At 68.8% G+C, this 13,614-nt stretch carries 10 protein-coding genes; 6 read left to right on the top strand and 4 right to left on the bottom strand.

Features of this window, described 5'->3' with window-relative positions; translation table 11 throughout:
- The first annotated feature begins 122 nt into the window (after positions 1 to 122).
- The 6 genes from ABL312_RS01645 to lpxK all read left to right on the top strand — a co-directional run bounded on the left by ABL312_RS01645 (position 123) and on the right by lpxK (position 5,765).
- Positions 123 to 1,466 (top strand): TldD/PmbA family protein, encoded by a 1,344-nt coding sequence (locus tag ABL312_RS01645; RefSeq protein WP_349359637.1) that lies wholly within the window; start codon positions 123 to 125, stop codon positions 1,464 to 1,466.
- On the top strand, positions 1,453 to 2,250 hold the full coding sequence (locus ABL312_RS01640; protein WP_349359636.1) for a 3'(2'),5'-bisphosphate nucleotidase CysQ: 798 nt from the start codon (positions 1,453 to 1,455) through the stop codon (positions 2,248 to 2,250). Before ABL312_RS01645 ends, ABL312_RS01640 begins: the two co-directional genes overlap by 14 nt.
- Before the next feature lie 121 nt (positions 2,251 to 2,371).
- Complete coding sequence (locus tag ABL312_RS01635) at positions 2,372 to 2,623, top strand: DUF4170 domain-containing protein (protein ID WP_349359635.1); 252 nt, start codon at positions 2,372 to 2,374, stop codon at positions 2,621 to 2,623.
- Positions 2,624 to 2,701: 78 nt separating this feature from the next.
- Positions 2,702 to 3,391 (top strand): lysophospholipid acyltransferase family protein, encoded by a 690-nt coding sequence (locus ABL312_RS01630; protein WP_349359634.1) that lies wholly within the window; start codon positions 2,702 to 2,704, stop codon positions 3,389 to 3,391.
- The gene (locus ABL312_RS01625; protein WP_349359633.1) at positions 3,388 to 4,731 is read left to right on the top strand and encodes a 3-deoxy-D-manno-octulosonic acid transferase; all 1,344 of its coding nucleotides are present in this window, start codon (positions 3,388 to 3,390) and stop codon (positions 4,729 to 4,731) included. Before ABL312_RS01630 ends, ABL312_RS01625 begins: the two co-directional genes overlap by 4 nt.
- Entirely contained in the window at positions 4,728 to 5,765 is a 1,038-nt protein-coding gene (lpxK, locus tag ABL312_RS01620) for a tetraacyldisaccharide 4'-kinase (protein ID WP_349359632.1), read from the top strand. The genes ABL312_RS01625 and lpxK overlap by 4 nt, the downstream gene beginning before the upstream one ends.
- Here lpxK and ABL312_RS01615 read toward each other — a convergent pair.
- The 4 genes from ABL312_RS01615 to ABL312_RS01600 all read right to left on the bottom strand — a co-directional run bounded on the left by ABL312_RS01615 (position 5,738) and on the right by ABL312_RS01600 (position 13,094).
- Complete coding sequence (locus ABL312_RS01615) at positions 5,738 to 5,962, bottom strand: DUF2093 domain-containing protein (protein ID WP_349359631.1); 225 nt, start codon at positions 5,960 to 5,962, stop codon at positions 5,738 to 5,740. The genes lpxK and ABL312_RS01615 overlap by 28 nt on opposite strands.
- A gap of 176 nt (positions 5,963 to 6,138) precedes the next feature.
- On the bottom strand, positions 6,139 to 7,962 hold the full coding sequence (locus ABL312_RS01610) for a monovalent cation:proton antiporter-2 (CPA2) family protein (protein ID WP_349359630.1): 1,824 nt from the start codon (positions 7,960 to 7,962) through the stop codon (positions 6,139 to 6,141).
- 168 nt (positions 7,963 to 8,130) lie between these two features.
- A complete protein-coding gene (locus ABL312_RS01605) occupies positions 8,131 to 8,559 on the bottom strand; it encodes a VOC family protein (RefSeq protein WP_349359629.1) in 429 nt (142 codons plus the stop codon).
- 521 nt (positions 8,560 to 9,080) lie between these two features.
- Positions 9,081 to 13,094 carry an Ig-like domain-containing protein gene (locus ABL312_RS01600; RefSeq protein ID WP_349359628.1) on the bottom strand — a complete coding sequence of 1,338 codons (4,014 nt, stop codon included), beginning with the start codon at positions 13,092 to 13,094 and terminating at the stop codon, positions 9,081 to 9,083.
- Between the last annotated feature and the right edge of the window lie 520 nt (positions 13,095 to 13,614).

Below are 13,614 nucleotides of genomic sequence, written 5' to 3'. Positions count from 1 at the left end.
CAAGAGGGTTAGAGAATGGTGAGCGAACGTTGCAAACAAAACGTCACCACGTCCGGCGCGCCTTGCTTGCCGAGATGCGCGCCGCCCACTACGGTCGCTCCCGCCTGCCCGAAGGATCTTTGATGACACACCCGTTCGACCCCACCGACCTGACCACAAAGGCCCAGCGGCTCGTGGAGGCCGCGCACGCGGCCGGTGCCGACGCCGCCGACGTGGTCGCCGCCACCGGCACGTCGCTCGGCATCGATGTGCGCGACGGCCACATCGAGGAAACCGACCGCTCCGAGGGCGAGGACGTGACGCTGCGCGTCTTTTGCGGCGGGCGCATCGCGAGCGTGTCGGCCAACGGCTTCCGCGAGATGACGGCGCTGGCCGAGCGCGCGGTGGCGATGGCGCGCACCGCGCCGGAAGACCGCTTCGCCGGTCTTGCCGGTCCGGACGAGCTGGAGACCGCCTTCGCGGACCTCGACCTGCTCGACCCGGTCGAGGTGGACGCGGCCGCTCTCGCGACGCGCGCCCGCGCGGCGGAAGAGGCGGCGCTCGCGGTTCCCGGCGTCACCAAGTCGGGCGGCGCCAGCGCCTCCTGGCGGGTCGGCGGAATGGTGCTTGCGACCAGCAACGGCTTTTGCGGCGGCTATGTCGCCTCGCGCCATGGCGTCTCGGTGACGGCGATCGCCGGCGAGGGCACCGGCATGGAGCGCGATTACGACTTCGACAGCCGCACGCACCTTGAGGATCTGGCGGACGCGGCCGAGATCGGGCGGCGCGCCGGGGAGCGCGCCATCGCGCGGGTCAACCCGCGCAAGCTCTCCACCCGCACGGCGGATGTCGTCTACGAGCCGCGCGTCGCACGCTCGCTCGTCGGTCATCTCATCGGCGCGATCAACGGCGCGGCCATCGCGCGCGGCACCGGCTTTCTGAAGGACCGGCTCGGCACGGCGGTGTTTCCCGAAGCCCTGTCGCTCATCGACGATCCGACCCGGCCGCGCGGCCTTGCCAGCCGCCCCTTCGACGGCGAGGGCCGCCCGGCGCGTCCGCTCACGCTGATCGACAAGGGCGTGCTCACCCAGTGGCTGCTCGACACGGCCTCGGCGCGCGAACTGGGCCTGACGCCGAACGGGCGCGCGGGCCGCGGCGGCGCGGGGCCCTCGCCGACGTCCACGAACCTCACGCTGACACCGGGCACCGCCACCCAGGCGGAACTGCTGGCCGAGATCGGGACAGGACTTCTGGTGACCGATCTGATCGGCCACGGCGTCAATGCGGTGACCGGCGACTATTCGCGCGGCGCCTCGGGCTTCTGGGTGGAAGGGGGCGAGATCGCCTATCCGGTGAGCGAGATCACGCTCGCCGGCAATCTGGTGCCGATGTTCGCCTCGCTCGTCGCCGGCAATGACGTCGACACGCGCTCCGCCCATCACGTGCCGAGCCTTCTCGTGAGGACCCTCACCATTGCCGGTCAGTGACGCGCGGGCCAATATGGCCGATCTGGAGCTGATCGCCGCGGCCGCGCGCAGCGGTGGCGCCATTGCGCTCGACTACTTCCGCAAGGATCCGGTGCGCTGGACGAAGGACAATGAGTCGCCCGTCTCGGAAGCCGACATCGCCGTCGACCGCCATCTGGGCGAGGTGCTCAGGGCCGCGCGTCCCGACTACGGCTGGCTGTCGGAGGAAACGGCGGACGACCGCTCGCGGCTCGCGTCGCGGCGCAGCTTTGTCGTCGACCCGATCGACGGCACGCGCGGGTTCCTGTCCGGCTCGCCGGAATGGACGGTGGCGATCGCGGTGGTGGACGGCGGACGGCCCGTCGCGGCCGCCCTCTATCAGCCTGTGGAAGACGACCTCTATCTCGCGATCCCCGGCCATGGCGCGCGGTGCAACGGCGCGCCGCTGACGGTGTCGCGCCGGCCCGGACTGTCGGGCGCGCGCGTCGCCGGACCCAAGGCGATCACCGGCAAGCCGCGCCTGCGCGACGCGGGGCTTCAGCCTGCGGGATACGTGCCCTCGCTGGCGCTGCGTCTCGCCATTCTCGCCGCCGGGCGCATCGATCTCGCGGTGGTGCGGGAGAACGCCTGCGACTGGGATCTTGCGGCGGCCGATCTTTTGGTGCACGAAGCGGGCGGGCGGCTTGAGGACCTCGACGGCCGGCCGCTCCTGTACAATCGGCCGAGCGTGCGCCACCCCGCCCTGGTGGGCGGCCCCGCCGCGCTGGTCGATCCGCTGAGACCGATCCTGAAAGAGCTCATGTAGCGCGCCGGGCCGTCGGCCAAGTCCTCATGCAAAGCGCCGGGCCGTCGGCGCGGTACCTGAAGCGCCGGGCCATCGGCGCAGTTTTTAAAGCGCCGGGCCATCGGCGCAGTCGGAGAGACCCATGACCCAAACCGAACCGGACAAGCAACTCCTCCATCTGGTCTTCGGCGGCGAGCTGGAGACGGTGGACGGGCTGACGTTCCGCGATCTCGACGCCCTCGATCTCGTCGGCATCTATCCGAATTATGCCAGCGCCTACCGGGTGTGGAAGCAGAAGGCGCAGCAGTCCGTCGACAATGCCCACATGCGCTACTTCATCGTGCACATGCACCGTCTTCTCGATCCCGAGACGGACACCGCCCGCACGGACTGAAGACGGATTGAAGACCGACTGGCGACCGACCGAGATGAGACGTTCCGACGCCGCGCGCCGACAAGCGCGCGCTTTCCCATGCTGAAGCGTGCCGGGCGCGCGCCCGTGCTGCAACGCGTCGTGGGCGCGGGCCTCGCCGGCTATCTGAAATTCGTGCGCCGCACGAACCGCTTCGTCCTCGATCCGCCGGACCTGTTCGACGTCATCGCGCCGGATCTGCCGGCCATCGTCGCCATGTGGCACGGCCAGCATTTCCTCATGCCCTTCGCGCGCCTGCCCGAGCACAAGGCCAAGGTGATGGTCTCGCGCTCGGCGGACGGCGAGATCAACGCGATCGCCGCCGAAAAACTCGGCCTCGGCCTGATCCGCGCCTCCGGGGCGCATCAGCAACATCAGATCGCCAAGCGCGGCGGCGCGCGCGGCTTCCTGGAGGCGATGCGGGCCCTGCGCGCGGGTTACAACATCGCCATGACCGCGGATGTGCCGAAGGTCTCGCGCGTCGCCGGCGCGGGCATCGTCCAGCTCGCGCAACGCTCGGGCCGGCCGATCCTGCCGATGTGCATGGCGACCAGCCGCGCGATCCACCTCGACAGCTGGGACAGGGCGACGATCAACCTGCCCTTCGGCCGCATGGCGCTCGCCGCCGCCCCGATGATCCACGTCGCCCCCGATCTCGACGCCGAGGGGCTCGAGGCGGTGCGCCTGGATCTGGAGCGTGCGCTGCACGAGGTCGAGGCGCGGGCCTATGCCACCGCGCGGACGGCGTGACCGTGACCGGGCGCGGCTCCGCCTCGCGGATCGCCGGCGCGCTGCTGCGCACCGCCTACGGTCTGTTCGCACGCGCCGTGACGCCGGCCCTCCCGCTCCTCTACCGGCGGCGCGTGGCACGCGGCAAGGAAGACCCGGCGCGGCGAGGCGAGCGCTTCGGTCGCGCGTCCCTCTCCCGCCCGGAGGGCCCGCTGGTCTGGCTGCATGCGGCGAGCGTCGGCGAGATGAACGCCGCCGACGCGCTCATTGCGCCCCTGCTTGCGCGGGGCGTCACGGTGTTGCTGACGACCGGCACGCTCACCTCCGCCCGCATCGCCGCCAAGCGGGCGCGCGCCGGGGTGATCCACCAGTTCGTGCCCTATGACACGCCGGCCGGCATCGGCCGGTTTCTCGACCATTGGCGGCCCGGTCTGGCCCTGACGGTGGAATCGGAGATCTGGCCGACGACCATCCTGGAGCTCGACCGGCGCCGCATTCCCCTCGCCATCGTCAGCGCAACCCTGTCGGACCGCTCCGCACGGGGCTGGGCCCGGGTGCGGCCCTTCGCCATGGAGCTCTTCTCGCGCATGACGCTGTGTCTGGCGCAGACGGACGCGGATGCGGACCGGATGCGCGCGCTCGGCGCGCCGCGCGTCCATGTGACCGGCAACCTCAAGTTCGACGCCCCGCCGCCGGACTGCGACCGCGACGAACTGGAACGGCTGTCGGCTCTCATCGGCGCGCGACCCGTGTGGCTCGCCGCCAGCACCCACGACGGCGAGGAGGAGATCGTCGCAGAGGTTCACGTGACGCTCGCCGCCCGCCTGCCGGGTCTCATCACGCTCCTCGCACCCCGTCATCCCGAGCGCGGGGACGGGATCGCCGGGATGCTGCGGGCGCGCGGGATCGCCCTTGCCCAGCGCTCGCGCGGGGAGGATCCGACCGAAGACACAGGCATCTATCTCGCCGACACCATCGGCGAAATGGGGCTCTTCCTGCGCCTGGCGCCGGTCGCCTTCATCGGCAAGTCGCTGGTGCCCGAGGGCGGGCAGAACCCGCTCGAGGCCGCGCGGCTCGACACGGCGATCCTGTCGGGGCCGCATGTGTTCAACCTGGAAGACCTCTACGCCCCCCTGATCGCGGATGGCGGGGTGGAGATCGTGGCCGATGCACCTCTGCTCGCGGACGCGCTCGCCGATCTTCTCGGCGATCCGCAAGCCCGCGCGGCCCAGGCCCGCGCCGCGCGAAAGGTCGCGGCGCGCGGCTCCGGCGCGCTCGCGTCCACGCTCGAGGCCTTGGCCCCCCTGCTGCCGCCCGCGCCGGCAAGCGACGCCCCCGGATGCACGGAGGATGCGCCGTGACCCGCGGCCGCCATGCGCCGCGCTTCTGGTGGCGGTCGCCCCCCACGCCGCTCGCCCGGCTGCTTGCGCCGGCCGGTCACATCTACGGCCGCATCACCGCGTCACGCATGGACCGCGCGCCCGCATCCCGCGCGCAGACGCCGGTTCTCTGCGTCGGCAATCTCGTCGCCGGCGGCACCGGCAAGACGCCTTTCGCGCTGATGCTGGCGGAGGTGCTCGCTGCGCATGGCGCACGCCCGGTGTTCCTGCTGCGCGGCTACGGCGGCCGGCTCACGGGACCGGTGCGGGTCGATGCGGGCGCACACACGGCGCAAGATGTCGGCGACGAGGCGCTGCTGCTGGCGGCGCGCGCGCCGACCGTCGTGGCGGCCGACCGGGGCGCCGGCGCGCGGCTCGCCGAAACGCTCGGCGACGTGATCGTGATGGACGACGGTTTCCAGAATCCGACCCTCTACAAGGATCTCGCGCTGGTGCTCGTGGATGCCGCCACCGGCATCGGCAACGGGCTGTGCCTGCCCGCCGGCCCCTTGCGCGCGCCGCTGGCCGCGCAACTGCCCCATGCGGACGCGGTGATCCGCGTCGGCACGGGAGAGGCCGCCGCTCCGGTCATGGAGGCGGCCCGCCGTCTCGGCCGACCGGTTCTGCAGGCCCGCGTCGCCGCGGTGGACCCGCAGCGCTTCGCGGGACGCAAGGCGGTCGTCTTCGCCGGGATCGGCCGGCCGGACAAGGTCTTCGACACGCTCGCCGCGACCGGTGCCGAGATCGTCGCCCGGCATGCCTTCGGCGACCATCACGTCTACGCGGAGGCGGAGGCGCGGATGCTCATCGCCGAGGCCGAGCGGCACGACGCCTGTCTCGTCACCACCACGAAGGATCGGGTCCGCCTCGCGGGCGCCGCCTCTGGCGCCCTCGCGGAACTCCACGCGCGGGCGCAGACGCTCGACGTCGCCTTGCGGATGGACGATCCCGACGCGCTCGTCGCGCTGCTGCCGGCCGGCGCGCTGCCTCAGGCCTCGCGGCCAGACTCCTCGTAGCGCGCCATCGCCGCCGCGGCGTCGACATAGGCCTCCTGGCGCGCCACGCTCCAGTACTTGAGCTCGTCCACCGGGATCGCCTGGCCGGTCACCGCGCAGCGCACGAATGTGCCGGGCGACAGGATCTGGTAGTCGGCGTCGAGATAACGCACGCGCGCCTCGTTGGGCGCTCGCGGAGGATCGAACCGGTTCATCATCGCATCACCATCTTCGCATCGGCGTCTTCGCATGGGCGTCTTCGCATCGGCATCTTCGCGCCGCCCTGACCGCATCACCGGGATCGCATCGCCGCGCGTGCTCCGCCGGCCGGGCTGCATCTGCAACGGACGCCCTCAATACCCGTCCGCCACGATTTTTGCCAGATCCGCGTTGCTCAGCTCCTGGCCGTATCGGACGTCTCGTCGCGCGCGCCTTCGCGCGGGGAAACCTCCTCCGCGTCGTCCACGCCCCGCGGCGTGACGCGGTGCAGCCGGTCGGCCCCGGCGAGCGGCCCGTCCTTCAACTGCATGTCCAGCCGCTCCTGGTCGCGCCGGCGCACGTCGTCCTCGATCTGGCCGATGCGGTCGGGCGCGATGCCGAGCGCCTCCAGCGCCGCGCGGCCGAAGGTCACGCTGGACTCAAAAGTCTCGCGGATCTGGAAATCGACGCCGCGCCGGGTGAGGTCGAGCGCATGCGCCCTGTCCGTGGCCCGGCAATAGAGCTTCGCCTTGGGAAAATGCGAGCGGATCAGGTCGATGGCCTGTCCCATCACCCGGTCGTTCTCGATGCACAGCGCGATCAGCACCGCCTCGTCGGCGCCCGCCGCCTTGAGCACGTCGGGCCGCGTCGCGTCGCCGACATAGACGTGATAACCGAGCTTGCGGGCATAGGCGACGCGGTCGGCGCGGTTGTCGAGCGCGGTGATCTCGATCTCCTCGGAGGTGAGCATCTGCGACACCATCATGCCGAAGCGCCCGAAGCCGATGACCAGCACGGTGGGCCGCGTGTCGGAAATCCGCTCGATGGCGGTCGGCTCGACGCCGCGGCTCTGCAGGCGGCGGGCAAGCAGATCGTGGGCGAGCCCGGCGACCGGAGTCATCAGCATCGACAGCACCACCACGGCAATCAGCTGCGTCAGCAGTTCGACCGAGAGGATCGCCGCCCCGGCCGCCGCCGTGAACAGCACGAAGGCGAATTCCCCGCCCTGCGGCAGCGTCACCGCGATCTTCAGCGCATCGGAATTGGAGGAGCCGAACAGCCGCGACAGCCCCCAGATGAGCACGCCCTTGATCCCCATCACGGCGATGACGCCGAGTGCCACGACGCGCCAGTTGTCGGCGACCAGACCGAGATCGAGCGACATGCCGACGGAGATGAAGAACAGCCCCATCAGCAGCGAGCGAAAAGGTTCGATGTCCGCCTCGAGCGTGTGGCGGAAGCTCGATTCGGCCAGCATCACGCCCGCGAGAAAGGCGCCGAGCGCCATCGACAGGCCCGCCGCATGCATGATCCCGCCGCTGCCGAGCGCGACCAGCAGCGCAGCCGCCAGCATGACCTCGCGCGCGCGCACCGCCGACAGAAGCGTGAACAGCGGCGTCAGGAAATAGCGGCCCGCCACGATCACCGCGCCGACGGCGGTGATCGTGATCCCGATCTCCTGCAGGATGTCCATCCAGCTTGCCGCGCCCTGGTTGGGCGACAGGATCGGGATCAGCGCCAGGAAGGGCACGATCGCCATGTCCTGCAGGAGCAGGATGCCGAAGGCCCGCTGGCCGTAGGGGGTCGACAATTGCCCGCGTTCCTGCAGGATCTGCAGCGCGAAGGCGGTGGAGGAGAGCGCCAGGCCGAGCCCGGCGATCAGCGCCACATTGAGCGGCTGGCCGATGGCGAGAAAAAGCGCGATGAGCGCCGCGCCGCAGGCGGCGACCTGCGAGGTTCCAAGCCCGAAGATGTCACCCTTCATGCGCCATAATCGGGCCGGTTCCAGCTCCAGCCCGATGACGAACAGCAGCAGGACGACGCCAAGTTCCGCGACCCCGCGAATGCCTTCCGCCGACTGGATGAAATCGAAGCCGTAGGGGCCGATGGCGATCCCCGCCGCCAGATAGCCGACGACCGAGCCGAGGCCGATCCGCTTGGCGAGCGGCACCGCGACCACGGTCGCGGAGAGAAACAGGATCGATTCGACAAAGAAAGGAGGCGCGGCTTCGCTGGCCATGAGGTCTCGCGGGCGTCGACAACGGGTGCGGATCGGGCGTCCGGGCCCGACTCGCCCGACCCCCGACTTCCACGACCCTAACGCCTTTCTCCGCGTCGCACCACGGCAGAACGCGCGCGCCCGCCGGGTGCGAGGCAATCGCCCGACGCGCGCCGGCCCCGGACGGGGTCAGGTCGCGAAGAGTTGGCCCATGTCGGCGAAGGCCTTGAACTCGAGCGCGTTGCCGGACGGATCGAGAATGAACAGGGTCGCCTGCTCGCCCGGCTCGCCCCGGAAGCGGACCTTCGGCTCGATCACCCAGCGCGTGTCGGGATCGGCCTTGAGCCGCCTCGCCAGCGCATCCCAGTCGGTCATGGTCAGCACGACGCCGAAATGCGGCACGGGGACATTGTCGCCATCGACCGGATTGACGAGCGGTCCGCGCGCGGCCGCGGCCGCGTCGTAATGGGCGACGATCTGGTGACCGAACAGGTCGAAATCGATCCAGGTGTCGGATTCGCGGCCCTGCCGGCAGCCGAGCACATCGCGGTAGAAGGCGCGCGCCGCTTCCAGGTCGTGCACGGGAAAGGCGAGGTGAAAGGGCGTGAGGTCGCTCATGGGGTCTCCGCTATGATCATCGGAGGGCTCCGCTACGCTCAGGAGGGGGATCCGCTACGCTCAGGGAGGGGGCTCCGCAAGACTGTCTGCCCGGTGCCGCACCGGCCACGGGCGCTTCAGCGAGTCGTGACGCATTCCCGCCCGCAAGACAAGATGGCACGCGCGGCAAGACGGCCGCGACGTATGAGCAAGCCGGAAACGGATCCGCACGCGATGCTTGCCATCCCTACCCGCGGCCTTTTTGCACACCGCCGCGATTTCAGGAACCGGTGACAGGGTACCGCCGATCGGACCGCCAGATGCCCCGGACGGCAGGGACCGAGATCGGCATTCCCCAGGCTGTCGGCTTGACTTCACGCCAAGAAGACCGTCGCACCGGTCCGCTCGCAAACCCACGCGGCACACCTGTGCCGCCAAGGCGCGGAGGTTTTGGATCGACGCCGAAGGGCAATCCACGTCCCATTGGTCGCACGCGCCCGGATGGCTCCGGGCGCGTGCGACGTCAAGCGGTTCAGCGTTGCTCAGACGAAGCTGAAGTCGTCGGAGGACAGGGCGCTCACGACGACCCCGTCCAAGCGAACCGATGTATCTGCGTCGATGGCAATCGTCGTATCCGTTCCGTCGTCCTGCGCCGCCAGCATCACCTCGGAGAAGGAGGCAAACGTCGCGCTTTCAAACTCCAGGATATCGCCCGCCCCCACGTCGAAGTCCGTGACGACATCATGACCGGCCTCCAGAGACTTGAACTGGAAAATGTCCGCTCCCGTGCCCCCGGTAAGGACATCGCTGCCCGCGCCCCCGGCAAGCAGGTCGTCTCCGGCAAGGCCGTCGAGTTCGTCGTCTCCCGTGCCGGCCGCGAGCATGTCGGCCCCGGTGGTTCCCGTCACCGCGAGATCCGCCACCGTGGGCTGATAGACGGTCCCGTCCGGCCCGACGTATCCGCCCAGACCGTCGGGGGTATAGACGTAGACGGCGCCGCTGTCGGCTTGCTGCCCGTCTCCGGCGGTCGCTCCGATCATCACGACGCCGTCGGCATTGATGGCAACCGAATAACTGAACGAATCGCCCGCGCTGGCGTCCGGCGCCGTCAGCTTGACTTCCGAATAACCGCCCGTCCCATCGGGAATGTAAACATATGCCGATCCGGAGTTCGAGCCGGCATCGTCGTTCCGGTTCCCGCTGGCGACGATGACACCATCGTCATTGATCGCGACCGACCAGCCGAAGTTGTCGCCCGCTGCCCCGTCGCTCGCCAGGATACGGGTTTCGATATAGCCGCCCGCGCCGTCAGGTTCATACACGTATATTGCACCTGCATCCGTTCCGTTCGCGTCCACGCCATAGGCGCCAACGGCGACGGTGCCGGCATCGTTCACCCCACCGCTGACACCAAAATAGTCCAGTGCCGTCCCATCCGAGGCAGTCAGCTTGCTCTCGGTGTATCCTCCGGCCCCATCGGGATGGAACAGATAGACCGCACCGCTGTCCGATCCGGCCCCGTCGTTGTGCATCCGGGAACCGACGAACACCACGCCCGCGTCATTGATCACGGTGGGGTAACCGAATCTGTCGTCCGGCCAACCATCGGAAGGAACCAGCTTCGTCTCGTCGTACCCGCCAGCCCCGTTCGGTTCGTACACATAGACCGCGCCCGTCTCCCACACCGCGCCCATCGCGTAGCTCGCGCCGACCGCGACGACACCGGCATCGTTGATCGATACGCCCATGCCGAAACGGTCTTGCGGCGTGCCGTCGGACGCCATCAGCTTGGTCTCGACGTACCCGCCGTTGCCGTCCGGCTCGTACACGTAAACCGCACCAGAGCGATAACCGTTTTCACCATCAAGAAAGGCTCCGACCGCAACCGTCCCGGCCGTGTTGATCGCAGTGCTGTAGCCAAAGGCCGCCCCGGCAGTCGCATCGGACGCGGTCAGCTTGACCTGATCGAAGCCTTGAGATCCGTTCGGCGTATAGACATAGACTGCCCCGGCGCCGTTACCGCCGTCGTCATCGCCGCGCGCGCCGACCACCCCCACCGCGAGATCGTTGACAGCGGTCGCATATCCGAACGAATCCAGGGTGTCGCCATCCGACGCGATGAGTTTGATCGCCTCGACCTGCCCCGTCACCGTGATAGTGACCGTCTCCGTCGACGTGCCGCCATTGCCGTCGTTCACCGTGTAGGTGAACGTGTCCGTCGCGCTCTCGCCGGCCGCGAGATGCTCGAACGCTCCCGCCGGGTCGTAGACGAAGGTCCCGTCGCCCACATTCGTCACGCTGCCGAGCGTGCCGGTCGTATCAATCGTGAAGCTGTGCGTGTCGCTCGCGTCGGCATCCGTGAAGTCCGCCGCCACCGTCAGGGTCGGGCCGTCTTCCGACACCGTCCCGTACACGGCGAGCGCCACCGGCGCGTCGTTCACCCCCGTCACCGTGATCGTGACCGTCTCGCTCGACGTGCCGCCATTGCCGTCGTCCACCGTGTAGGTGAACGTGTCCGTCGCGCTCTCGCCGGCCGCGAGATGCTCGAACGCTCCCCCAGGATCGTAGACGAAGGTCCCGTCGCCCACATTCGTCACGCTGCCGAGCGTGCCGGTCGTATCAATCGTGAACGTATGCGTGTCGCTCGCGTCCACATCCGTGAAGTCCGCCGCCACCGTCAGGGTCGGGCCGTCTTCCGACACCGTCCCGGACACGGCGAGCGCCACCGGCGCGTCGTTCACGCCCGTGACCGTGATCGTGACCGTCTCGCTCGACGTGCCGCCATTGCCGTCGTCCACCGTGTAGGTGAAGGTGTCCGTCGCACTCTCGCCGGCCGCGAGATGCTCGAACGCTCCCGCCGGGTCGTAGACGAAGGTTCCGTCGCCCACATTCGTCACGCTGCCAAGCGTGCCGGTTGTGTTCACCGTGAACGTATGCGTGTCGCTCGCATCCACATCCGTGAAGTCCGCCGCCACCGTCAGGGTCGGGCCGTCTTCCGACACCGTCCCGGACACGGCGAGCGCCACCGGCGCGTCGTTCATCCCCGTCACCGTGATCGTGACCGTCTCGCTCGACGTGCCGCCCTGCCCGTCGTCCACCGTGTAGGTGAACGTGTCCGTCGCGCTCTCGCCGGCCGCGAGATGCTCGAACGCTCCCGCCGGGTCGTAGACGAAGGTTCCGTCGCCCACATTCGTCACGCTGCCAAGCGTGCCGGTTGTGTTCACCGTGAACGTATGCGTGTCGCTCGCGTCCGCGTCCGAGAAGTCCGCCGCCACCGTCAGGGTCGGGCCGTCTTCCGACACCGTCCCGGACACGGCGAGCGCCACCGGCGCGTCGTTCACCCCCGTCACCGTGATCGTGACCGTCTCGCTCGATGTGCCGCCATTGCCGTCGTTCACCGTGTAGGTGAACGTGTCCGTCGCGCTCTCGCCGGCCGCGAGATGCTCGAACGCTCCCGCCGGGTCGTAGACGAAGGTCCCGTCGCCCACATTCGTCACGCTGCCAAGCGTGCCGGTCGTGTCCACCGTGAAGCTGTGCGTGTCGCTCGCGTCCACATCCGTGAAGTCCGCCGCCACCGTCAGGGTCGGGCCGTCTTCCGACACCGTCCCGTACACGGCGAGCGCCACCGGCGCGTCGTTCACCCCCGTCACCGTGATCGTGACCGTCTCGCTCGACGTGCCGCCATTGCCGTCGTCCACCGTGTAGGTGAACGTGTCCGTCGCGCTCTCGCCGGCCGCGAGATGCTCGAACGCTCCCCCAGGATCGTAGACGAAGGTCCCGTCGCCCACATTCGTCACGCTGCCGAGCGTGCCGGTCGTATCAATCGTGAACGTATGCGTGTCGCTCGCGTCCACATCCGTGAAGTCCGCCGCCACCGTCAGGGTCGGGCCGTCTTCCGACACCGTCCCGGACACGGCGAGCGCCACCGGCGCGTCGTTCACGCCCGTGACCGTGATCGTGACCGTCTCGCTCGACGTGCCGCCATTGCCGTCGTCCACCGTGTAGGTGAAGGTGTCCGTCGCACTCTCGCCGGCCGCGAGATGCTCGAACGCTCCCGCCGGGTCGTAGACGAAGGTTCCGTCGCCCACATTCGTCACGCTGCCAAGCGTGCCGGTTGTGTTCACCGTGAACGTATGCGTGTCGCTCGCGTCCGCGTCCGTGAAGTCCGCCGCCACCGTCAGGGTCGGGCCGTCTTCCGACACAGTCCCGGAGACGGCGAGCGCCACCGGCGCGTCGTTCACGCCCGTGACCGTGATCGTGACCGTCTCGCTCGACGTGCCGCCATTGCCGTCGTCCACCGTGTAGGTGAACGTGTCCGTCGCGCTCTCGCCGGCCGCGAGATGCTCGAACGCTCCCGCCGGGTCGTAGACGAAGGTCCCGTCGCCCACATTCGTCACGCTGCCAAGCGTGCCGGTCGTGTCCACCGTGAAGCTGTGCGTGTCGCTCGCGTCCACATCCGTGAAGTCCGCCGCCACCGTCAGGGTCGGACCGTCTTCCGACACCGTCCCGGACACGGCGAGCGCGAGTGGTGAATGATTGGTCAACGGATCGGACATACGGGCGACTCCACTTGCTTTCTTCAAAGGGCATTCTGCGTAAAGGCGTTCTTTCAGGATTTTCCCGCAACAAGCTTCAGGAGTGCCGAAAACGCTCTGCAACCCTCGCAAATCAAACGAACTCGGAGAGCTTGCGGCAAGGGCTAGAGATTGTAAAATTTGACATGCATTACCCAGAGTTAAATTCATCAAATTTAAGTATTATTATTTTCGCCAAAGTTGAATATGGCTATTCGCTTTAGAGATCTGCGGACGCCCCCAATCGAATATCGCAAGCAAAGAAATCAGGCGCTGAAAAACAGGATCGAAGACGTCTGGAAGACGCGGCGCCCAACCCACGCACGACCGACCGCACTTTTTCAACGGCTCCCTGCAAACCGGCATCGCCGCCAACTCGCAAAACCCGGGCGGAGGTTTCCCTGCCGAGGGCAGCGGCATTGCCATCTCGAGGGAGCCCGGCACCCGTCACCTCTCGCCCCGGTCACAGGGCTTCCGCATTCCTCTAGTTGAATGCAGGCTG

This window comes from Stappia sp. (assembly GCF_040110915.1).
In the GTDB taxonomy this organism is placed as follows: domain Bacteria; phylum Pseudomonadota; class Alphaproteobacteria; order Rhizobiales; family Stappiaceae; genus Stappia.
The sequence above is the reverse complement of the archived record's forward strand: the minus strand, read 5'-3'. Positions and strand labels throughout refer to the sequence as shown.